The 21,982-nt window shown below is 71.5% G+C and carries 20 protein-coding genes; 13 read left to right on the forward strand and 7 right to left on the reverse strand.

The window, feature by feature from the left end; all coding sequences use genetic code 11:
* Nucleotides 1-158 precede the first annotated feature (158 nt).
* From lanKC to ABZ842_RS04170, 3 genes are all read left to right on the forward strand, one after another.
* Nucleotides 159-2,768: a class III lanthionine synthetase LanKC gene (lanKC, locus tag ABZ842_RS04160; RefSeq protein WP_361531252.1), complete on the forward strand. Its 2,610-nt coding sequence runs from the start codon at nucleotides 159-161 to the stop codon at nucleotides 2,766-2,768.
* A gap of 45 nt (nucleotides 2,769-2,813) precedes the next feature.
* Nucleotides 2,814-2,951 carry a hypothetical protein gene (locus tag ABZ842_RS04165; protein WP_361531255.1) on the forward strand — a complete coding sequence of 46 codons (138 nt, stop codon included), beginning with the start codon at nucleotides 2,814-2,816 and terminating at the stop codon, nucleotides 2,949-2,951.
* A gap of 82 nt (nucleotides 2,952-3,033) precedes the next feature.
* A complete protein-coding gene (locus ABZ842_RS04170; protein ID WP_361531258.1) occupies nucleotides 3,034-4,839 on the forward strand; it encodes an ABC transporter ATP-binding protein in 1,806 nt (601 codons plus the stop codon).
* A gap of 91 nt (nucleotides 4,840-4,930) precedes the next feature.
* Here the strand turns inward: ABZ842_RS04170 and ABZ842_RS04175 are convergent, their stop codons facing one another.
* A complete protein-coding gene (locus ABZ842_RS04175) occupies nucleotides 4,931-5,182 on the reverse strand; it encodes a hypothetical protein (RefSeq protein ID WP_361531261.1) in 252 nt (83 codons plus the stop codon).
* A gap of 238 nt (nucleotides 5,183-5,420) precedes the next feature.
* On the opposite strand from ABZ842_RS04175, the gene ABZ842_RS04180 reads away from it, so the two are divergent.
* Together ABZ842_RS04180 and ABZ842_RS04185 are read left to right on the forward strand one after the other, a co-directional pair.
* Nucleotides 5,421-5,579, forward strand: a complete 159-nt coding sequence (locus tag ABZ842_RS04180; RefSeq protein WP_361531264.1) for a hypothetical protein — start codon at nucleotides 5,421-5,423, stop codon at nucleotides 5,577-5,579.
* Between the two features lie 71 nt (nucleotides 5,580-5,650).
* The gene (locus ABZ842_RS04185; protein WP_361531267.1) at nucleotides 5,651-6,166 is read left to right on the forward strand and encodes a recombinase family protein; all 516 of its coding nucleotides are present in this window, start codon (nucleotides 5,651-5,653) and stop codon (nucleotides 6,164-6,166) included.
* A gap of 321 nt (nucleotides 6,167-6,487) precedes the next feature.
* Here ABZ842_RS04185 and ABZ842_RS04190 read toward each other — a convergent pair whose 3' ends face one another.
* The 3 genes from ABZ842_RS04190 to ABZ842_RS04200 form a co-directional block, all read right to left on the reverse strand.
* A complete protein-coding gene (locus tag ABZ842_RS04190; protein ID WP_361531270.1) occupies nucleotides 6,488-7,306 on the reverse strand; it encodes an SAM-dependent methyltransferase in 819 nt (272 codons plus the stop codon).
* A 7-nt stretch (nucleotides 7,307-7,313) separates the two neighbouring features.
* On the reverse strand, nucleotides 7,314-8,333 hold the full coding sequence (locus tag ABZ842_RS04195; protein WP_361531272.1) for a DUF5954 family protein: 1,020 nt from the start codon (nucleotides 8,331-8,333) through the stop codon (nucleotides 7,314-7,316).
* A gap of 96 nt (nucleotides 8,334-8,429) precedes the next feature.
* Entirely contained in the window at nucleotides 8,430-9,407 is a 978-nt protein-coding gene (locus ABZ842_RS04200; protein WP_361531275.1) for a helix-turn-helix domain-containing protein, read from the reverse strand.
* A gap of 222 nt (nucleotides 9,408-9,629) precedes the next feature.
* Here ABZ842_RS04200 and ABZ842_RS04205 point away from each other — a divergent pair, with 222 nt between their 5' ends.
* Nucleotides 9,630-10,520: an ABC transporter ATP-binding protein gene (locus ABZ842_RS04205; protein ID WP_361531278.1), complete on the forward strand. Its 891-nt coding sequence runs from the start codon at nucleotides 9,630-9,632 to the stop codon at nucleotides 10,518-10,520.
* Nucleotides 10,517-11,398 (forward strand): ABC transporter permease, encoded by an 882-nt coding sequence (locus ABZ842_RS04210; RefSeq protein WP_361531281.1) that lies wholly within the window; start codon nucleotides 10,517-10,519, stop codon nucleotides 11,396-11,398. The genes ABZ842_RS04205 and ABZ842_RS04210 overlap by 4 nt, the downstream gene beginning before the upstream one ends.
* Nucleotides 11,399-11,834: 436 nt before the next feature.
* Here ABZ842_RS04210 and ABZ842_RS04215 read toward each other — a convergent pair whose 3' ends face one another.
* The 3 genes from ABZ842_RS04215 to ABZ842_RS04225 all read right to left on the reverse strand — a co-directional run bounded on the left by ABZ842_RS04215 (nucleotide 11,835) and on the right by ABZ842_RS04225 (nucleotide 15,850).
* On the reverse strand, nucleotides 11,835-12,338 hold the full coding sequence (locus tag ABZ842_RS04215; RefSeq protein WP_361531284.1) for a YbaK/EbsC family protein: 504 nt from the start codon (nucleotides 12,336-12,338) through the stop codon (nucleotides 11,835-11,837).
* Nucleotides 12,339-12,371: 33 nt separating this feature from the next.
* Entirely contained in the window at nucleotides 12,372-13,985 is a 1,614-nt protein-coding gene (locus ABZ842_RS04220; protein WP_361531287.1) for a penicillin-binding transpeptidase domain-containing protein, read from the reverse strand.
* 140 nt (nucleotides 13,986-14,125) lie between these two features.
* Nucleotides 14,126-15,850 carry a phospholipid carrier-dependent glycosyltransferase gene (locus ABZ842_RS04225; RefSeq protein ID WP_361531290.1) on the reverse strand — a complete coding sequence of 575 codons (1,725 nt, stop codon included), beginning with the start codon at nucleotides 15,848-15,850 and terminating at the stop codon, nucleotides 14,126-14,128.
* A gap of 126 nt (nucleotides 15,851-15,976) precedes the next feature.
* Between ABZ842_RS04225 and rsmI the strand changes: the two genes are divergently transcribed.
* The 6 genes from rsmI to ABZ842_RS04255 all read left to right on the forward strand — a co-directional run bounded on the left by rsmI (nucleotide 15,977) and on the right by ABZ842_RS04255 (nucleotide 21,943).
* Entirely contained in the window at nucleotides 15,977-16,870 is an 894-nt protein-coding gene (gene rsmI / locus ABZ842_RS04230) for a 16S rRNA (cytidine(1402)-2'-O)-methyltransferase (protein WP_361531293.1), read from the forward strand.
* 230 nt (nucleotides 16,871-17,100) lie between these two features.
* Entirely contained in the window at nucleotides 17,101-17,562 is a 462-nt protein-coding gene (locus ABZ842_RS04235; RefSeq protein WP_361531296.1) for a hypothetical protein, read from the forward strand.
* A 54-nt stretch (nucleotides 17,563-17,616) separates the two neighbouring features.
* Nucleotides 17,617-18,489, forward strand: coding sequence for a TatD family hydrolase (locus ABZ842_RS04240; RefSeq protein WP_361531299.1), 873 nt, complete (start codon nucleotides 17,617-17,619; stop codon nucleotides 18,487-18,489).
* Nucleotides 18,490-18,646: 157 nt separating this feature from the next.
* A complete protein-coding gene (locus tag ABZ842_RS04245) occupies nucleotides 18,647-20,098 on the forward strand; it encodes a ubiquitin-like domain-containing protein (protein ID WP_361531302.1) in 1,452 nt (483 codons plus the stop codon).
* Between the two features lie 109 nt (nucleotides 20,099-20,207).
* A complete protein-coding gene (rsmA, locus tag ABZ842_RS04250; RefSeq protein WP_361531820.1) occupies nucleotides 20,208-21,041 on the forward strand; it encodes a 16S rRNA (adenine(1518)-N(6)/adenine(1519)-N(6))-dimethyltransferase RsmA in 834 nt (277 codons plus the stop codon).
* Nucleotides 21,038-21,943 carry a 4-(cytidine 5'-diphospho)-2-C-methyl-D-erythritol kinase gene (locus tag ABZ842_RS04255; RefSeq protein WP_361531305.1) on the forward strand — a complete coding sequence of 302 codons (906 nt, stop codon included), beginning with the start codon at nucleotides 21,038-21,040 and terminating at the stop codon, nucleotides 21,941-21,943. The genes rsmA and ABZ842_RS04255 overlap by 4 nt, the downstream gene beginning before the upstream one ends.
* Nucleotides 21,944-21,982 lie beyond the last annotated feature (39 nt).

A 21,982-nucleotide genomic window follows, 5' to 3' on the forward strand; every position in this document is an offset into this window, starting at 1 on the left:
CCGCAGCAAAGACGGCGCTGTCAGGCCGCGGCCGCGACCTTGCCGCTCAACCGAGCTCAACAAGTGACACACATTAGTTCCTGTCAAGAAAGGGAGACCAACATCCCCCACTTGCTGGATTGACATTGCGGTACACCACCGGGCAGAGAGGAAACGGGATGGAAGCAGAGTACGAGGCCTTCTGCGCCAAGGACCCGCACTTCTACGACAAGATCGACGACGGTGCGGAGGAACGGCTCTTCGCACCTCTCAGCGAGAGCGCGACCCCGGTGGGCTGGCAGCGGATCACCGTATGGGGCTGGGTCAACTACCAGCCGCGCGGTGCCCACACTCCGATGCAGGGCTGGAAGATCCATGTCTCCTCGTCGGTCGGACGGGCCGAGGAAGTCGTTCAGTTGGTCTTCGACTACTGTGTCCGCCGTGCTGTCCCGTTCAAGCTGGTGCCCAGCCCCTGGGAGTACCACCGGCGCAACAGGAAGTACGCGGAGCGAGCGGGAAGCGGAAAGCTCGCCACCATCTATCCGCTGAACGAAGCGCAGTTGGAGTCGCTCGTCACCGAGCTTGGGGAACTGCTCCACGATGTCCAGGGGCCGTACATTCTCAGCGATCTACGCTGGATGGACACCCCGGTCTACGTCCGCTACGGGGCTTTCAGTATGCGCCGGGTGAAGTCGGCGAACGGCCGCGAGGTCATGGCGATCGAGGACGCCGACGGCAACCTCGTGCCCGACCACAGGGGACCAGTCTTTTCGATACCGGAGTGGGTGACGCTGCCCGACTTCCTGCGGCCTGCACTGGAGCGCCGCAATGCCTCCCGGATCGACGACCTTCCGTACGAGATAACGGCGGCTCTCCACTACTCGAACGGCGGCGGCGTCTACGAGGCACGCGAGAAGAGCACGGGTACGAAGGTAATCGTGAAGGAGGCGCGACCCCATGCCGGTCTGGACGTTTCGGGCAACGACGCGGTGTTCCGGCTGCGTCGCGAGCGGGATGCCCTCAGCAGGCTGAGCGGGCTGCCGAGGGTACCGCAGCTCAAAGGCTATTACGAGGCCGTTGGCCACGAGTTCCTGGTCGAGGAGTTCATCGAGGGGGAGAGTCTCTACGCCGCCTGCGGGCGACGTAACCCTCTGCTGACCGACGGCACGGTGGACGAGCGGGAGTTGGCTGAGTACCGCGACTGGGCCATGGGGATGTGGCAAGGCGTCGCTGATGCCGTGCGTGCGATGCACGAGCGGGGGGTGGTCTTTGGAGACCTGCACCCGCACAACGTCCTCTGTCCGCCTCAAGGGGAGGACGACGCGAGGATCTGTCTCATCGACTTCGAGGGAGGCTGGTTCCTTGAGGAGGGTGGACGGCAGGTGGTCGCGAATCCGGGGTTCATCGCGCCGCGCGGGACCACCGGCGTCGCTGTCGACGAGCATGCCCTGGCTGCCCTCAAATTCGCGGTGTTCGCGCCGCTGACCGCGATGTTCCAGTTGAGCAACGCGTTACCGGGGCAGGTAGCCGACATCATCGTCGACCGGTTCGGGGTGCCCCGCTCCTGGTTCGCCGACGCAGTCGGGGTCCTTCAAGAGGCCTCGGCCCCTTCCGCCCGCCCAGCTGCCGTCAGTTCGAGCCCCGAGGCGTGGTCGGCGCTCGCCTCATCGGTAGCCGACGGCATTCGCGCCAGCGCCACCTTGGAGCACGCTGACCGACTCTTTCCCGGCGACATAGCCCAGTTCTTCGTTGCCGGGGCGGAGCTTGGCATGGCGCACGGTGCGGCTGGTGTGCTGTGGGCTCTCCAGACCGCAGGTGTCGGCAGCGTTCCGGAGGGAGAACGATGGTTGCTGGACCGGGTGTTCCGCGACGGCCCCGACCTCCCCGATATCCCGCCGGGCTTTTACAACGGCTGGCACGGCGTCGCCTACGCACTGTGGGAGCTGGGCCTTCACGACGCGGCCGTGGACCTGCTGGCCCGATCACCGGTTGCCGAGCCCCGTGATACGGACCTCAGTCTCGCCGATGGTCTGGCCGGATCAGGGCTGAGCTGGCTTCACTTCGCCCGCGAGTGCGGTGACGACCGGTACTTGCAACGGGCGCTCGACACCGCCGACCTGGTGCGCAGCCGCCTCGGCGACATCGAGGATGTTCCCGAGGTCAGCGGGGGAGCGTACCCTCAAGCCGGGCTGATGCAGGGCCGCTCCGGGCCCGCACTGTTCCTGACCACGGTGTTCGAGGAGACCGGGGACACCACATACCTGGATGCGGCGGAACGCGCCCTGCGTCAGGATCTGCGCCGCTGCCGGCGTGACGGCATGGGGATAGTGCAGGTCAACGAGGGATTCCGGCTCATGCCCTACCTCGCGTCCGGCAGCACGGGCATCGGTATCGCACTCGACCGGTACCTGATGAACCGCCCGCTCCCCGAGTTGGAGAAGGAGCTCGCGGCGATCCAGCGAGCGGCACGTAAGCCGTTCTACCTTTACCCCGGCCTCTTCAACGGGCGAGCAGGCATGATCCTTGCCACCGCAAGCCACCAGCCGGCCAACCTGAAGCACACCGCAATGCAGGTGACCGGCCTCGACTGGCACACCTTGGACTGGCACGGTCACCTCGCTTTCCCTGGCACACAGCTCCTGCGCATCTCCATGGACCTGGCGACAGGGGGCGCCGGCATTCTGCTCGCCCTGGCTGCCGCCCACACGTCGGCCACAGAGCCGGAGCGACGGCTGTCCCTCCCGTTCCTCCTCCACCCCAAGACCTCAGGGCACCCCCTTGGGGGGTAGCACCTGAGCCGGCACGACAACCAACCCACACAGGAAGGATCACTCATGTCCATTTACGACCTCCAGGGCCTGAAGGACGAAACCGGATACGAGCCGCTGGCTAGCGAAACCAGCTTCGGCTGCTGCAACCCCTCCCCGGTCTCCAGCGCCTGGTCCATCGGCTGCGGTCACAGCTACGCCTGATCGGAACCGACTGTTCGGGGGCGGCACAGCACTGCGCTGTGTCGCCCCGCCCTGCCGCCCCGACCCGAAAGCAGGTGCATTCATGCCACACCGTGCCTTGCTGCGCTACCTTTACCCCTTTTCGACCAGAATGCTCATTCTGGCGGCGCTGATCGCCGTGCACTCGGCGGCGACCGTGGTCCCGGCCCTGATCGGGCAGCAGCTCATCGACAACGGCGTGCTACGCCGCGACACCACCGTGGTGGCAACACTGGGCGCCCTCATGGTGGTTGTGGGTGTGGCCCAAGCGGCGCTGTCCGTAGTGGAACGGCGATACGCCACGCGGCTGGCCGGGGACATCGTGCTGCAACTGCGCATTGACCTCTTCGCGCATCTGCAGCGCCAGTCGATCGGCTTCCTCGCCGCTGCCAGGACGGGCGCCATCGTGTCCCGTGTACAGGGCGACGTGACCGGCGTCCAGAACATGATCGCCTCCAGCTTTCCCGCCGCTGTCGGATCCGTGGTTCTGCTGCTCACCGGGGGCGTGGCAGTGGTAACCATGGAGTGGCGGCTCACCCTGGGAGCGCTCGTTCTCGCCCCGGCGCTGTATGTGCTGACGTCCAGGTTCACAACGGCGATGCGTCAGGTCAGCCAGGACCAACTGACGGCCCAGGCCAACCTGGACTCCATGGTCGCCGAGCGGCTCGGCCCCGGCGGGGCGGAGGTGATGCGTCACTACAGCCATCCCAAGCGGGATCTGCCCGAGTTCCGGCAGCGGGTGAGCCGGATCCGGGACCTCACGGTGCGCGCGTCCGTGCTGTCCTCCGCGCTCGGTGCGTCGATCACTCTCGCCATGAGTCTGGTGACCGCGACGATCTACGTGATCGCCGGACAACTGGCCATCTCCGGAGCCCTCAGCGTCGGCACCGTGGTCGCTCTCGTCGCGCTGCTGACCCGACTGTACTCGCCCCTGGTCGCACTGCCCGCCTTGAGGGGGGAATTGACCGAAGGGTTGGTCTCCTTCGACCGGGTACGAGAGGTCATGGACTTCGTACCAGCGATCGTGGACGTCCCTGACCCTCACGAACTCCCGCGCCAGAGCGGCACATCGCTGCAGGTGGCCTTCCGCAGCGTCCACTTCACCTACCCGCCGAACGGCGGCATGGTCCTGCCTTCGCTCGGCGGCGACGAGCAACGGTTTCGGGGTGGCGCTCCCCAACGGGTACTGACGGGCATGGACTTCACCGCCGAGCCAGGGGCGACGATCGGCATCGTGGGCCTGTCGGGGGCGGGAAAGTCCACCCTCGCCCGACTGCTGACCCGTTCCTGGGAAGCGGACTCGGGCCAGGTGCTGGTCGGCGGCGTGGATGTACGGCGCCTACGGCTCGACGACCTGCGGTCCGTGATCGGCGTGGTCAGTCAGGACACGTTCCTCTTCAACGACACCATCCGTGTCAACCTTCAGCTGGCACGCCCGGAGGCGACCACCGAGGAACTCGTGGAAGCCTGCCGGGCAGCCCAGATCTGGCCCGCGATCGACAAGCTTCCGGCAGGTCTGGACACGGTCGTCGGCGATCGCGGGCTACGTCTGTCGGGGGGCGAGCGCCAGCGGCTGGCGCTCGCCCGGCTGCTGCTGAAGAACCCGCCCATCGCCGTCCTGGACGAGGCGACCTCTCACTCCGACCCCATCACCGAGCGCGGGATGATGGAAACCATGGGCCCGTTCCTACGGGACCGTACCTGCATCATCATCGCGCACCGGCTCAGTACCATCCGGGACGCGGACACGATCCTGGTGATGAAGGGGGGACGGGTGGTTGAGCGGGGAGGACACGAGACGCTGATGGGTATTGGGGGTTGGTACGCCCGCCTCCACCAGGCCCAGCAGCGAACAGCCCAAAGACTGTAGGGCGCGGCGCTGAGGGGCGGTGTCCCGCCGAGGACACCGTTGGCGAATTCGACGATCGGCTATGGGTGTGGATCCTGGGGGCGCGGTCACATCATGCGGCGGGCGTCTGGGGCGGGAGTTCGGTGTCGAGCCAGGTGATGAAGTTCAGGGCGGAGCCGCCGAAGTGCTCGCGGACGCGGGCCGGGATGGCGCGCAGTTCGTGGCCGGGGATGAAGTCGTGGGTGGTGGTCTCGCCGCGGCTGCAGCCGCGGGTGCGGGTGCGGTAGGGGCTTCCTCTGGCAGGTCGCCGTATCTGCTGCTGTTGCGGGAGGCGTTGGCGAGCGGGTCGCCTCCTGCCGCTCACCGCCGTCGACACCAGGACCGGCTGTGAACCGATCAGGAAACCCTGCCATCCTCGCCCAAGCCCGCCGCAGGGCCAGCCTCGACAAACGACCGCACACGTTGAGCGCCCTCGCCGCCCTCGAACACGACAGGACGAGGATCACATTCACTGCTGTCGCCCTCGCCGCCGGCGTCACCACATGGCTGACCTACTCCCCGGGCGTCCGCGAGTACATCGAAGCCGCCCAGCGACGCGCCTCATGCTGGGTGTCGCCGAGACCGAGGAAGCCTCCCTCCTTCGGGTCAGCGTCGACGAACTACACCCGCCGCTGACCTGGGTCGCCGAGCAGTTGGAGCGGGTCCTGGGGTACCCGGATAGTCGAACCCCCAGGTTCCGCGCCTGGGTGCGGCTTGCGTAGGTCCATCGGGCGGATGCGGCGGCCGGGCCAGCGGCGTCGGATCTGGGTCGAGTAGGACCGAGTGCAATTTAGTGTCAGACGAGGCGATACGCACCGGCGCGAACTTGGGCCGCGAGGGCCTGACCGTGCTGCTCGCCTTCGCCCGTCCCGGCGACCGGATCTACGTGCTCACCCTGGACCGGCTCGGCCGCAACATGCGCGAGACCCTCAACCTCGTGCACGACCTCACCCAGCGCGGCATCCACCTGCGTACCCTCGGCGACAAACTCGCCGTCGACACCAGCGAGCCCGGCCCCGGCTCCGAGATGGCTATCGCCCTGCTGGCGATGTTCGCCCAGATGGAACGGATCTACATGCTGGAGCGCGCCGCCGGCGCCCGCGCCGCCAAGCAGGCCCGCGGCCTGCCGACCGGGCGCCCGGCGAAGCTGAACGCGACCACCCGCGCTGGAGCCGCTCAACGGATCAAGGACGGCCCGATCCCCGAGCAGGTCGCCGCCGAGCTCGGGGTGAGCCGCTCCTTCACCCTGTACCGGGAACTACGCAAACACCGCGAGAGCGTCACCGCACAAGTCGGACAGGAAGGCTGATCGCCCCCCAGCTCCCATCCCCGCTGGCCAGCGATATCCGTTGTTTCCGCGGCCGTTACTACCGGGACCCCGACATAGCCGCCGTTTCCCTGCGGGCGCGTTGGTCTGTGCGGCCCGGTGGGTGGCTTGTCGCGCAGTTCCCCGGGCCCCTGATTCGCTGCCCCGTCGCTCGCCTGCGGGTGCAGGCGGAGGTTTTTAGGGGCGCGGGGAACTGCGCGACAAGCCCACCACCGGGCCGCAGACGCCGCTACCGCGTACTCGGCAGGGCGGCACCGCGCTGCTGCGGCATTGGCCCGGCCAGCGAGGAACCGGGCGCAGGGGCTAGGGTTTTCGGGCCACGAAGCCGTAGACCGCCACGTCGCCGTCCGCGACTCCGTCTTGGAGCGCGTCGGGGCGCCAGCGGTGGACCGGGAGGACGCCGGGTGGGACGAGGTCCAGGCCGTCGGCGAACGCGGACGCCTGGGCGTGGGTGCGGGGGAAGACCGTGATGCCCTGGCGTTCGTACTGGGACACCATGTCCCGGGAGGTCTCCCCGTCGCTGAAGTCGGACGTGCCCATCGACAGCGCGACGAAGCTCCCCGACGGCAGCGGGTCGACCAGCCGCCGCACCAACTCGTGGTCGAGCGGCGGCGGGATGAAGTGCAGCACCGCGATCACCGTGAGCGCCACCGGTCGCCCCAGGTCGATCAGGGACCGGACCGCCTCCGCCCCGAGGATCGACTCCGGTTCGCGCATGTCCGCGTCCACGTACGCGGTGCGGCCCGGGGACGCGCTGGTGAGCAGGGCTTCGGCGTGGGCCAGCACGATCGGGTCGTTGTCCACGTACACCACCGAGGCGTCCGGGACCTCCTGCTGCACCAGCTCGTGGAGGTTGGGGGAGGTCGGCAGGCCGGTGCCGATGTCGAGGTACTGCCGGACGCCCTCCTCGCGGGCGAGGTACCGGGCGACGCGATGCATGAAGAGGCGGTTCTGCCGCATGGTGATCGGTAAGGAGGGCAGCTTCGCCTTCAGGGCGTCGCCCATCTCCGCGTCGACGTCGTAATGGTCCTTGCCGCCCAACAGATAGTCGTACACCCGTGCGGCGTGCGCCTTCGTCGTGTCGATCCGGTCGCGTGCCGGCCGCCGTGCGCCTTCCGCCATGTGCGCTTCAGTCCTCCCCGTGGTGGAGCGTGCCGTCGTCGTCCATCGTCGGGTGCAGCTTCATCGGACCCCAGTGGTCCGCGTCCGACGGGCGTGGGGGCTCCGGCCCGTCGGGACCATATCGGATCGCCCGTTCGATGCGACAGACGCGGAAGAGGGAGCCGCCGACCCGGGCGTCGTTGGCCCGGCAGGCGGCCCGGAACTCCTTCGCGGCGCGCGCGTACGCCGCCCGGTCCTCCTCCTTCAGCCGGTAGATCAGCGGCCAGAACTCGTTGAGCCCGTCGAAGAGGACGCGCCGGGCGTCGTGCGGCGACGGCATCAGCACGCCCCGCGTGGTCCACGTCCCGTCGTGCAGTTCGACGACGCTGAACCCGACGGGCAGCAGGGCCACTTCCGGGTGCGTCTCCATCGCCCGGGTCGCGTCGGCGCGCATCTCGTCGGGGAAGACGCCGCCCGAGTAGCAGAAGGTGCGCAGCCCCAGCTTCATCGCGCCCGCCATCAGCCCCTCCTCGCGGTCCGGGTCGACGACCTGCCCCACGTCGGTCCAGGTGCGGTTGCGCTGGCTCTCCCAGGTGCGGTCCAGCGGCTCCGGGTCCGTCGGGCGCGGCGGCTCCAGGCCCTCGGGCCCGCGGCGGGCGAACTCGTCGGCGCGCACCACCCGGTAGCGCACGCCCAGCACCTCCAACTCGTCCACGGGCTCGGCCTCCAGGACGGCGACGGCGTCGAGGAGTGCGCGGCGCTCGTGCGGGTCGTCGGTCTCGTCCTTCGCGCGGAACCACAGATGGGAGTTGAGACTGTCCCGGGCCTCCTGCGGGGTGCCGCTGATCACCGGCTTCAGTAACCGCCACTCGCCGGGGCACTCGGGATCGTGGGCGGCGAGCCCGAAGACCGGGCCGCGCACGAGGAGGTCGGGGTAGCGGTACGAAGCCTCGACCGCGTCCGCCTCGGTGACCCAGGCCGCGGGGTCGTCCCGCCGGACCAGGTTCTCGTGCAAATCGTCGATCCGTCGCTTCCAGTCATCAACCATATGCACATTGTTGTCCCGGCCTACTGGCGGGACAGTTGATGAAGCATCAACTGGCCAGAAGACAACGCCCAGTTGGGGGATGCTTCGAACGTCCGGTCACATCCGTGGGGTGGTGAGGGGGGCCCGGGAGGTCAGGGCGGCGCACTGGGTGGCGCTGAGGCGGCTCGCGCGGATGCCGAGCGCGTACGCGTCGGGCGCCACCCGACGCGGGGTGACGGGGTCGGTGAGGTCGGGGTGCCGCTCGGCGTCCGCGATCGCCCGTACGACGCGGTCGACGGGCCAGTCCAGGGCGGCGGCCAACTCGGCGGCGGTGAGCGGGACGCCCGCGTGCGCCAGCGCAGCGACGACGGTCAGCGCGTTCTCCCCGGCCGCGGTGGCGACGGGGCCGCCCGCCATGTCCTCGCTGAGGCGGGTGAAGAAGAGCGCCATCTGATCGAGCCGGGCGCCGGCCCGCGAGGTCGGGTCGAAGACCTCGGCGCCGCGGCGCGCGGTGTCCGCCCACACGGCGGTCGTACGGGCGCTGGAGGACCACGCCCCGAACCAGACGTCCTCGGCGATGACGTACCGCTCGTGCCGACGCCCCGCCTCCCGCTCGCGCCGCAGCAGGTCGAGGCCGTCGAGATAGCCGACGGCCTTGGAGACGGACGCGGGGCTGACGCGCAGCCCGCGGACGAGTTCGGCGGCCGTGAGGCTGCCGGAGTCGGTGGTGAAGAGCGCGGTGAGGACCCGGGCGACCATCCGGGGCAGGCCCGTCGCGACCATCATCTCGGTGAACTGCTCGCGGAAGGCACCGGCTTCCGCGGGGTCCGGGGCGGTGGCGACGGCTTCCGGCTCGACCTCCCTGCCGGGGCTGGGAGTCGGGGCGGTCGGGCCGCGGCGGCGGGCGCGCCAACCGGTCGCCCGGTGCGCGTACTCGGCGCGGTAGCGGCTCCGGCCGCCGTTGCGCGCCACCTCCCGGCTGACGGTCGACGTCGGCCGGTCGAGCCGTCTGGCGATCTCCGCGTAGCCGAGCCCTTCGGCCAGCCCGACGGCGATGGCGCGGCGCTCCTCGTGGCTCAGTCTGCCGCCCGGCATCTCGCTGCCCGCCCTCCTCCTCGTCGCGTCCGGCCAGTATGCGTTCACCGCCAGCCCATTGCAACGGACCCCCGTGCGCCCGTCTAGTGCGTTCATCCTCAACATCATTGCAACAACGGCAGAAAATCCGTTCTCTCCAGGGAGATTGACTCCTCGGTCACGCCTTGACGCATCCCCAACGCAACTTAACCTTCGCGAAATCGTGAAGGGAGATGTTGTGCAATGAGTCATCAGCGAGCGGTCGTTGATGTGGTCGGGCTACGGATGCGCTACGGACCGCAGGACGTCCTGCGGGACGTCACGTTCCAGGCCCGCCACGGCGAAGTGCTGGCCCTGCTGGGCCCCAACGGCGCGGGCAAGACCACCACCGTCGAGATCCTGGAGGGCTTCCGGACCCGCTCGGCCGGCCGTGCCGCGGTCCTCGGCGTCGACCCGGCCGGCGGCGACGAGGGGTGGCGCGCCCGCGTCGGCGTCGTCCTCCAGTCCTGGCGCGACCACGGGAAGTGGCGCGTACGGGAACTCCTCGCCCACCTCGGCCGCTACTACGCGCCGTACTCCGACGCCGACTTCCCGCGCCCCTGGGACGCCGACGAACTGATCGCCGCGGTCGGGCTGACGGAGCACGCAGGAAAGAAGGTCCGGACGCTCTCCGGCGGTCAGCGGCGCCGGCTGGACGTCGCCATCGGCATCGTGGGGCGGCCCGAAGTGCTCTTCCTCGACGAGCCCACCGCGGGCTTCGACCCCGAGGCCCGGGCCGACTTCCACGACCTGGTCAAACGGCTCGCCGCCGACCAGCGCACCACCGTGCTGCTCACCACCCACGACCTGCACGAGGCGGACCGGCTCGCCGACCGGATCCTGGTCCTCACCGGCGGACGGATCGTCGCGGACGGCACGTCGGCCGAGCTCGCCCGCCGCGCCGCCGTCCGCGACGAGGTGCGCTGGACGCACGGCGGACGGCGCTTCGCCGCGTCGCCCGCGGACTCGACGGCGTTCGTCCGCGACCTGTTCGGGCGGCTCGGCGACGGCGTCGGGGAACTGGAGGTGCACCGCGCCTCCTTGGAGGACACGTACCTGGCGCTGGTGCGCGAAGGAGAGGCGGAGCTTCGATGACGACCCCCGTGCGCACCGCGCTGCCCGTACGGCGCACCGCCCTGCCCGTCCTGCGGACCGGCTGCCGCCGCGGGCTCGTCGAACTGCGGCAGTCCTTCACCAACGGCGCCGACCTCGTCTCGCACTTCCTGTGGCCGGTGCTGATGCTGGTGGTCCTCTTCTTCCTACGGGACCGGGAGTACGGCTCCTCCGGCTTCCCCCTCGGCACGCTCGCGCTGCCCAGCATCCTCGGGATGAACGTCGCCATGGGGATGGTGAGCATGAGCCAGGTCCTCACCGCGGACCGCGAGGACGGCACGCTGCTACGGGCCCGCGCCACCCCGCACGGCGTGCGCGGCTACCTCGTCGGCAAGGTCGTCAGCGTCGGCGGCGGGCTGCTGGCGGACCTCGCGATCCTGCTCGTACCCGGCCTGCTGCTGATCGACGGCCTCGGGGTCGACGGCGCCGCGGCGTGGCTGACGCTCGCGTGGGTGCTCGTCCTCGGCATGCTGGCGACGCTGCCGATCGGGGCGGTGCTGGGGGCGGTGTTCACCTCGACGCGGGCACAGGGGCTGGTCCAGCTCCCCGTGCTGGGGATGATCGGGATCTCCGGCATCTTCTACCCCGTCACGGCGCTGCCCGAGTGGGTGCAGTGGCTGGCCCAACTCACCCCCGTCTACTGGCTCGGCCTCGGCATGCGCTCGGCGCTGCTGCCGGAATCGGCGGTGGGGTTGGAGCTGGGGGAGTCGTGGCGGCAGGTGGAGGCGGTGGGGGTGCTGGGGGTGTGGGCGGTGGTGGGTCTGCTGGTGGCACCGCGGGTGCTTCGCGGGATGGCGCGCCGGGAGTCGGGCTCCGCGGTCGCCGCGCGCCGCGCCCGCGCCCTCTCCCGCCCGGGCTAACCCGCGCCCCCGCGAGCGCCCGACCCCGCGCCGCCCCCCCGGGGGGCAGGCCCTCGCGCAGTTCCTCGCGCCCCTGAGACCTTCGTTTGTCCGCGGGCCGTGGGTGGCTTGTCGCGCAGTTCCGCCCCCTATGCCCAGAGGGCATGGGGGGACCCCCAGCGCCCCAAACACCTCCGCCTGCACCCGCAGACGAGTGACGAGGGAGGCGAAACAGGGGCGCGAGGAACTGCGCGAGTAACCCACCACCGGCCCGCGGACGAGTGACGGGGGAGGCGAAACAGGGGCGCGGGGAACTGCGCGAACAACCCACCACCGGGGCGCGGAGACCAACGCTCCCGCAGGGAAACGGCGCGGGTGTCCCGGGCCGCGGGCCGGCGCACCCGCGGGAACAACGCACCCGCAATACCAGGCGCACCCGCGAGGGCCTCGCGTTGGTTCAGGTCTGACGGACGTCGACCAGCGCGCCGCCCGCGTGGGCGATCAGGGACTCGGGGTCCAGCGGGAACACCGTGTGCGGGGTTCCCGCCGCCGCCCACACCCGCTCGTGCTTCAGCAGCGCACGATCCGCCAGCACCTTCGTGCGCGTCACGTGACCGAACGGCGGCACCCCGCCGATCGCGTAACCCGTCGTCGCCCGCACCAGATCCGCGTCCGCCCGCTTCACCGCGCCCGCGCCCAACTCCTCCCGCACCCGCTCGACGTCCACCCGCGACGCGCCGTCCAGCAGCACCAGCACGGGCTCGCCGTCCGCGGTGAAGATCAGCGACTTGACGATCTCGCTGACGTCGCAGCCGATGGCGGCAGCCGCCTCCGCGGCGGTGCGGGTCGCGTCGGGGAAGCGGCGGACCGGGACGTCCAGGCCCAGTTCGGCGAGGGCAGCGGCGAATCGGGGATGGGCTTCGGCGTGGGCCCGGGCGCTGTTGGTGTCGTGGGTGCTCATGCCCCCGCACCGTACCGATCCGCGCGGCCGAACTCACTTCGCTTTCAGTACCTGGGCCACCACCGGCCCCGCGGACTCCCCGCCGCGTCCGCCCGACTGCACGGCCGCCGCAGCCGCCAGGTCACCGGCGAACCCGGTGAACCAGGAGTTGCTCTTGGTCTGTCCGCCGACCTCCGCCGAGCCCGTCTTCGAGCCCTTGTCGCCCGGCACCGACGCCATCGGCTTCTGCCCCGACCCGGTCGTGGCGTCCGCCCGCATCAGCGCGCGCAGCGTGTCCGCGGTGGCCGCGGGCAGCGGCGTCGCGGTGGCCAGCTCCCGGTCGTCCAGGGACTGCGGCACGATCACCGGCTGCTTGAAGGCGCCGTGCTTCGCGGTCGCGCTGATCGACGCCATCGTCAGCGCGTTCATCGTGATCTTGCCCTGGCCGATGTACGACGCCGCGGTCTCCGTGCCGCCGGACTCCGGCACCTTCCCGTCGTAGCTGGACGCGCCCGTCTTCCAGTCCAGACCGATGCCGAAGTACTTGCGCGCGGTCTCGCCCAGCGCCGTCCCGGCCACGCCCTTGTCGGTGAGCGGCTTGATCGCCTTGATGAAGGTGGTGTTGCAGGAGCGGGCGAACGCCTGCCGGAAGGTGGGGTCGACGAGTTCGAACTGCTTCAGGTTCTCGAAGGTGCGGCCGTTCCACTGCACCGTCTTCGGACATTCGACCTTGGTGTCCGCGCCCTCGACCAGGCCGTGCTCCAGCATCATCGCCGCCGACACGATCTTCATCGTGGAGCCGGGGGCCTGCGCGCCCAGCATCGCCGTGTTGTAGCCGCCGGCCGGGCTGTTGGCGATGGCGCGGATCTCGCCCGTGCTGGGCTTGATCGCGACGACCGACGCCTGCCCCGCGGCCTGTACCGCCTTCTCCGCCGCGGCCTGCACCGCCGCGTCGATGGTGGTCTTCAACTCGCCCGGTTTGCCCTCGGTGAGGGCGAGCAGGGTGTGGTCGGCGACGTTCTCGTCCGGGGAGGAGACCACCAGTTCCACGCCCGGCGTGCCGCCCGCCGTCGCGCCGTACTTCTTGCGCAGCGCCTCGACGACCGCCGTCAGCGAGGGGTACGTCTCCTTCGACAGCTCCTTGCCGTTGCGGTCCACCGCCTTGATCGGCGCGGCGGACGCCGGCGCCGTCTTGAGGGTGGCGCCCTTGGTGAGCTTCGGGTGGACGACCGTCGGCTTCCAGTCCACCAGCGCCTTGCCGGTCTTCACCCCGCGCACCACGGTCAGTTCGGAGGAGTACGACCAGGGCTTGCTGGTGCTCTCGTGCGTCACGGTCGCCTGCACGGAGAACGGCACCTTGGAGCCCAGCGTCGCACCGGCGGTGATCTTGGCGTCGGAGACCTTGGCCTCGGTGCGGTAGCCGGCCAGCAGCGGCTCGGCCGCGGCGGCGTCGGTGGTGAGCTTCGCGGCCTTGGCCGCGTCCCCGGCGGCCCAGGCGGCGAGGAAGTCCTTCGTCGTCTGCTGGACCTCCTCCGCGGTGGGCGGCCCGGTCTTCTTGGCGGGCTCGTTGTCGTCACCGGCCAGGAAGGTGTAGCCGCCGTACGCCACGCCCCCGGCCACCACCACGAACACCCCGCCGACGACGGCTACCTTCGCTCCACTGCGCATGATCCCCGGTCCCTCTCAGCTGCCGACTTCAGTCTGCGTTGAACGCGTTCAAGACCCTAGGACCCCCAGGTGGGGCCGGGGCGGAACTGTTACTGGACCGCTACGTACGACCCCTCTCGGCGCGTGGTAAGGGACGTACGTCACACCCAGGTGTCCAACCACATCCGGGCCCGCCACTCGTCCATCGGGATCAGCGTGCCCGTGTACAGCGGGTGGAAGTAGATGAAGTTCCACAGGATCAGCAGCACCAGCACGCCCGCGCCGATCGCCCCCACCGCCCTGCGCCGCTCGTCCGAGCCCGGCGGACCCAGCATCGCACCGACCATCATCGCCACCGCGAGGCACAGGAACGGCACGAACACCACCGCGTAGAACACGAAGATGGTGCGCTCCTGGTAGAAGAACCACGGCACCCAGCCGGCCGCGATGGAGCAGGCGATCGCGCCCGCGCGCCAGTCGCGGCGGAAGAACCAGCGCCACAGCACGTACAGGATCGCGAAGCAGCCCGCCCACCACAGCAGCGGGGTGCCGAGCGCCAGCACCTCGGCGGCGCAGTTGCCCCGGGTGTCCGCCGGGCAGCCGTCGACGCCGGGCTTCGGGTCCTCGTAGTAGTACGAGACCGGGCGGCCCATCACGATCCAGCTCCACGGGTTCGACTGGTAGGTGTGGCCCGACGTGAGGTTCACGTGGAACTCGTACACCTCCGTCTCGTAGTGCCACAGGCTGCGTAGCCAGTCCGGCACGAAGCCCCAGGAGGTCTCCCGCCCTGGGCCGGTGGACGCCCACTGCCGGAAGTGGCCGTTGTCGGTGAAGATCCACCCCGACCACGTGACGACGTACGTCACCAGCGCCACCGGGACCGTGGCGAGGAACGCCGGCACCAGGTCGCGCCGGGCCACCGCCCGGTAGGGCCGCACGGCGCCGGCGGTGCGCCGGGCGCCCACGTCCCACAGGACGGTCAGCAGCCCGAACGCGGCCATCACGTACAGGCCGTTCCACTTGGTCGCGGCGGCCAGGCCCAGCATCACGCCCGCCGCGATCCGCCACGGACGGGCGCCGAGCCGCAGCGTCTCCGCGATGTGCGCATGGGGGCGCAGCACCCCGTCGGCGTCCTGTGGCAGGGCTGCCGCCAGACGCTCCCTGGCCCGGTCGCGGTCGATCAGCAGACAGCCGAACGCCGCGAGGAGGAAGAACATCAGCACCAGGTCGAGCAGCGCGGTGCGGCTCATCACGAAGTGCAGGCCGTCCACCGCGAGCAGCAGGCCCGCGAGGCAGCCGAGGAAGGTGGAGCGGAAGAGCCGACGGCCGATGCGGCAGAGCATCAGCACCGAGAGCGTGCCGAGCAGGGCGACCATGAAGCGCCAGCCGAAGGGCGTGAAGCCGAAGAGCTTCTCGCCGATGCCGATGATCCACTTGCCGACCGGCGGATGGACGACGTAGCCGGGGTCCGTGGGGATGTCGACGGCCGACGGGTCCTTCAGGATCGCCTTGTCGACGTCCTTGGGCCAGGCGCCCTCGTACCCCTGGTTGATCAGGGCCCAGGCGTCCTTGGCGTAGTACGTCTCGTCGAATATCACCGCGTCCGGCTCGCCCAGGTTCCAGAACCGGAGCGCGCCGGCGACCAGGGCGACCAGCAGCGGGCCGAGCCAGGCGGCGTACCGCAGCAGCGGTTCGGCGCGGGCCGGCGTCACCCCGAACACCGACCACACCCGCGCGGACGGTTTCGCGTACGGCGGCACCAGCCGCTCGCGCAGCCCGATGACGGGCCTCGGCGCGTACCCGAACCGCCGCAGGCGCTGGGGCCAGCCGGGCGGTTGCGGATCCGTTTCCCTGCCGCTGGGGGGCGATGGCGCGGTACTGGTCACCGCGCCATCGTAAGGAACACCTCTGTGCCCCACCCCCGTCCTCGCCCAGTTGCCCCCGATACCGGCGGGGCGAGCAGGTGCGCGCACCGGTCCCCGGGCGGTTCGCGCGGCGGCGACAATGGTGCGGTGAACAACGCGTCGCCGCAGGCAGCCCCCACCGAAGGCCCCACCGCCGGCACCCTCGTGCTCGCCGGCACCCCGATCGGCGACCCGGCGGACGCCCCGCCCCGGCTCGCCACCGAACTCGCCGCCGCCGACGTGGTCGCCGCCGAGGACACCCGGCGGCTGCGCCGGCTCACCCAGGCGCTGGGCGTGCAGCCGGGCGGCCGGGTGGTGTCGTACTTCGAGGGGAACGAGTCCGCGCGCACCCCGGAGCTGGTCGAGGCGCTGCTGCGCGGGGAACGGGTGCTGCTGGTCACCGACGCCGGGATGCCGTCGGTCTCGGACCCGGGCTACCGTCTGGTCGCCGCGGCCGTCGCGCAGGACGTCCGGGTGACCGCGGTGCCCGGCCCGTCCGCCGTGCTCACCGCGCTCGCGCTCTCCGGGCTGCCGGTGGACCGGTTCTGCTTCGAGGGGTTCCTGCCGCGCAAGCCGGGGGAGCGGCTCGGCCGGCTGCGGGAGAACGAGCGGGAGCGCCGTACGCAGGTGTACTTCGAGTCCCCCCGGCGCCTGGACGACGCGCTCGCCGCGATGGTCGAGGTCTTCGGGCCCGAGCGGCGCGCCGCGGTCTGCCGGGAGCTGACGAAGACGTACGAGGAGGTCAAGCGGGGCGGCCTGGGCGAGCTGGCGGCGTGGGCGGCCGACGGCGAGGTGCGCGGCGAGATCACGGTCGTGGTCGAGGGCGCGCCGGCGCCGGGGCCGGGCGACGTCGCACCGGACGAGCTGGTGGCGCGGGTGCGGGCGCGCGAGGAGGCGGGGGAGCGCCGCAAGGAGGCGATCGCGGCGGTGGCGGCGGAGGCCGGGGTGCCGAAGCGGGACGTCTTCGACGCGGTGGTGGCCGCGAAGAAGACGGGCGCTTGAGTCGTGCCGGCATTTGTCCGGCGATACCGTTGATTCCTGGGATTCCCGGGATTCACACGATCCCCTAGACGATCCTTAGTTCGGGTAAAGGACTAACCTGGAATGCAAAGCAAAGGCCGGGTTGAGTACCCACAGGGCATGGAAAGTCCCAAGCCCGCACCATTATTCGACAGGCGCTGATGCGCTCCCGCCGGAATGGGCGTCCACTAGTTCAGTGGAGAGGAGCTGGCATGAGTGAGATCACCGGCGCGCCGCGGGTCCACGAGGCGTACGCCTTCGCCTGCATGCGCTGTGGACACGGTTGGGAACAGGCGTACGAGATCGAGCACCACGTGGACGCCGTCGGGCGGAAGTACGTCGTCTACCGAGCGGACGGGGCGCGGGTGCCGTCCCCGCTGTCGAGTCCCACCTGCACGAACTGCGGCGGACACGTCGTGAGGATCATGCGCGCCGGCCAGGTGTCATCGGTGCTGGACCGGGCGGCCCGCTCCGCCTACCCCGGGCGCACGCCCCGGCCCGGCGGGCCGGTCGAGCGGCGCCCCGTGCCGATCGCCGGGCCGCTGGGGGCGGAGGAGTACAGCCTGGAGGGCGACGGGGAGGAGTCGGAGGAGTCGCCCAGGCCGCCGCGGCAGCACACCAAGCACCACTGGCACCTCTCCGACCTGCTCCACCCCTTCCAGCACCGCCGGTGATCTGTACGAGGGCGCCCGGCACGTCCCGGACGGCGCCCTCGTACCATCGGCCCCATGAGTGCCAAGTCCGCCCCGCCGCCGCTGCCCGAACCGCTGCGGGTCCCCGTCGCCGACTCCCACACGCACCTGGACATGCAGGGGGGAACCGTCGAGGAGGCCCTGGCCAGGGCGGCGGCGGTGGGCGTCAGCACCGTCGTCCAGGTCGGCTGTGACCTCGACGGCTCCCGCTGGGCGGCGCGCACGGCGGCCGAGCACGACGCCGTGCACGCGGCCGTGGCACTGCACCCGAACGAGGCCCCGCGGATCGTCCTCGGCGACCCGGGCGGCGGCGGGCCGCGGCAGAGCGTGCGCGAGCCCGGCGGCGACGCCGCGCTGGACGAGGCGCTGGCGGAGATCGACGCGCTGGCCGCCCTGCCGCACGTGCTGGCCGTCGGCGAGACCGGTCTTGACTACTACCGCACCGGGGCCGAGGGCGTCGCCGCCCAGGAGCGCTCCTTCCGCGCCCACATCGAGATCGCCAAGCGCCGCGGCAAGGCGCTGGTGATCCACGACCGGGACGCGCACGCCGACGTGTTGCGCGTGCTCGCGGAGGAGGGCGCGCCGGAGCGCACGGTCTTCCACTGCTTTTCCGGCGACGCGGAAATGGCGAAGACGTGCGCGGACGCGGGCTACTACATGTCGTTCGCGGGAAACGTCACCTTCAAGAACGCCCAGCCCTTGCGGGACGCGCTGGCGGTCGCCCCGCGCGAACTCGTACTCGTCGAAACGGATGCGCCCTTTCTCACGCCGGCGCCGTACCGCGGACGGCCTAATGCGCCGTATCTCATTCCGATCACGCTGCGCGCCATGGCCGAGGTGAAGGGGTTGGACGAGGACGTGCTGGCCGCGGCAGTGGCGGCGAACACCGCCGAGGCCTTTGGTTACTGATGCATAACGCTCCGTAGCCCTTCGGGGGCGCTCTCGTCCGGGTGGTCCGACGCGCGGGGCGAGTGGCTGGCTTGGGAGAGCGACGACGCTCGGATACCGTCCCGGCGCATCACATCGGGGCACGCCCCCCGTGCCGCGGGCACGGAGGTGCCCTCCCATGGGCGGACGGAGCGTCGTGAGCGATCTGGGCACTGCGGGCGGTGGCTGGGGCAGGTCCCCTCGGGGCGGCTTCAGGGCGGAGCCCCGACCGGACCTGCGGCACGTCCCCAGCGGACTGCCCGCCGTGGCCCAGGCTCCGGCGGACCCGGACCCGGACCCGGGCCAGCCGATCGAGCCGGACTCGGTCGCGCCGGCGCCGGGGGGCTTCGTACCGACGTTCTCCGTACCGACGGTCTCGGTCCCCGTGCAGAGCACCACCGACGCCGGGCCCGAGCCCGCCCCCGTACAGCCCCCGCCCCCGCCGCCACCCCCGCGCACCGACCGCCGGCGGCGCACCACCCGTCCCGGCCGCACCACCCGCCCCGATGTCGCCCTGCGCAAGCTGCTGCCGCAGGCCCTCGTCGTCGCCTTCCTCGCCGGCGGCACCTCCGCGTTCCTCGTCAGCGACAAGTCGATCCGGCTCACCGTCGACGGCGTGCCGCGCACCCTGCACACCTTCGCCGACGACGTCGGGGAGCTGCTGGACCAGGAGGGCCTGGAGGTCGGCGGCCACGACATCGTCGCCCCCGCCCCCGGCACCGACCTGGTCAGCGGGGACGACGTCGTCGTCCGCTACGGCCGACCGCTGACCCTCACCCTCGACGGGGTGCGCCGCCGCGTGTGGACCACCGCCGAGACCGTCGACGACGCGCTGCGCCAACTCGGCGTGCGCGCCGAGGGCGCCCGGCTGTCCGCGTCCCGCTCCGCCGCGATCTCCCGCCGCGGCCTCGCGCTGGACGTGCGCACCGAACGCGCGGTGACCTTCCTCGCCGACGGCCGCGCCCGCACCGTCCGCACCAACGCGGCCACCGTCGCCCAGGCCCTGGCCGAGGCGGGCATCGCGCTCAGCGGCCAGGACACCACCTCCGTACCGGGCGACGGCTTCCCGCGCGACGGCCAGACGATCACCGTGCTGCGGATCACCGGCTCCCGCGAGGTGCGCGAGGAGCCGATCCCGTACGACGTCGTCCGCGCCGCCGACCCGACCGCGTTCGTCGGCACCGAGGTCGTCGCCCGGCCCGGCCGACCGGGCACCCGCCGCGTCACGTACGCCCTGCGCAGCGTCAACGGGGTGCCCGAGCCGCCCCGCAAGCTGACCGACGAGGTGGTGCGGGCGCCGGTGACCCAGCGCGTACGGTTCGGCACCCGCCCCCTGCCCCGCTCCGTCTCCGGCGCGGACGGGCTGGACTGGGCGGCGCTGGCCCGCTGCGAGTCCGGCGGCCGGCCGGCCGCGGTGGACCCCTCGGGGACGTACGGCGGGCTGTACCAGTTCGACACCGCGACCTGGCGCTCCCTGGGCGGCACCGGCCGCCCCCAGGACGCCCCCGCGGGCGAGCAGACGTTCCGGGCGAAGAAGCTGTACGTACAGCGCGGCGCCACCCCCTGGCCGCACTGCGGCCGGTACCTCTGACCACCCTTAGGCTGTATCGGTGAGCACCACAGACCCTTCTGACGGGATCGCCGCGGCCGACGCCGAACCCGCCGCCGAACCCGCCGCCGCGACCGACGCCCGTGACGCCCTGCTGAGCCCGGCCGACGTGCGAGAGCTGGCGGCGGCGCTGGGCGTGCGCCCCACCAAGCAGCGCGGCCAGAACTTCGTCATCGACGCCAACACCGTCCGCCGCATCGTGCGCACCGCGGACGTCCGCGCGGACGACGTCGTCGTGGAGGTCGGCCCCGGACTCGGCTCGCTGACCCTCGCGCTGCTGGAGGCCGCGGACCAGGTCGTCGCCGTCGAGATCGACGACGTGCTCGCCGCGGCGCTGCCCAGCACGATCGTGGCCCGGATGCCGGAGCGGGCGCTGCACTTCTCGCTCGTGCACTCCGACGCGATGCTCGTGGACGAGCTGCCCGGGCCCGCGCCCACCGCGCTCGTCGCCAACCTGCCGTACAACGTGGCCGTACCCGTGCTGCTGCACATGCTCGACCGCTTCCCCAGCATCGAGCGGACGCTGGTCATGGTCCAGGCGGAGGTCGCGGACCGGCTGGCGGCGGCGCCGGGGAACAAGGTGTACGGCGTGCCGTCCGTGAAGGCGAACTGGTACGCCGAGGTCAAGCGCGCCGGCGCCATCGGGCGCAACGTCTTCTGGCCCGCGCCCAACGTGGACTCCGGCCTGGTCTCCCTGGTGCGCCGCGAGCCGCCGAAGACCTCGGCCACCAAAGCGCAGGTCTTCGCGGTCGTCGACGCGGCCTTCGCACAGCGCCGCAAGACGCTGCGCGCCGCCCTCGCCGGTTGGGCCGGCTCCCCGGCGCTGGCGGAGGAGGCACTGGTCGCGGCGGGGGTGTCGCCGCAGGCCCGCGGGGAGTCCCTGACGGTCGAGGAGTTCGCACGGATCGCGGAGGCGAAGGCGTGAGCGACGGCGCAGTGGTGACGGTCCGGGTACCGGCCAAGGTCAACATCCAACTCGCGGTCGGCGGCGCCCGCCCCGACGGCTTCCACGACCTCGCGAACGTCTTCCTCGCGGTGTCCCTGTACGACGAGGTCACCGTACGGCCCGCGACGGAGCTCACGGTGACCTGCGAGGGCCCCGACGCCGACCAGGTGCCCCTGGACCGGACCAACCTCGCGGCCCGCGCCGCGCTGCTGCTCGCGAAGCGGCACGGCATCGAGCCGAACGTCCACATCCACATCGCCAAGGACATCCCCGTCGCGGGCGGCATGGCCGGCGGCAGCGCGGACGGCGCGGGCGCACTGCTCGCCTGCGACGCGCTGTGGGGCCTCGACTCCTCCCGGGGCGAACTTCTCGACATCTGCGCCGAGTTGGGCTCCGACGTGCCGTTCAGCCTGGTGGGCGGGGCGGCGTTGGGCACCGGGCGGGGCGAACGGCTGACGCCGCTGGAGGTCGGCGGCACCTTCCACTGGGTGTTCGCGGTCGCCGACGGCGGGCTGTCGACGCCGGCGGTGTACGGCGAGTTCGACCGCCTCAACGCGGGCGTGGCGGTCCCGGCGCCCGAGGCGTCCGAGCCCTTGTTGGCGGCGCTGCGCGCCGGCGACGCGGCGGCGCTGGCGGGTGCGCTCGGCAACGACCTGCAGGCGGCGGCGATCTCCCTGCGGCCCTCCCTGCGGGAGGTGCTGGCGGCGGGCCTGTCCGCGGGTGCGCTGGGCGCGCTGGTGTCGGGCTCGGGCCCGACGACCGCGTTCCTCACGAAGGACGCGGATGCGGCTGCGCGCGTGTCCTCCGCGCTCCTCGCCTCCGACACCTGCCGCACGGCCCGCACGGCAACGTCCACCGCGGCGGGCGCGACCGTCCTCTAGGTCGTGTCTGACAAATAGCGTCGTCCGCCCCTGAGGGCG

Source organism: Streptomyces sp. NPDC047315, assembly GCF_040643215.1.
Taxonomy (GTDB): domain Bacteria; phylum Actinomycetota; class Actinomycetes; order Streptomycetales; family Streptomycetaceae; genus Streptomyces.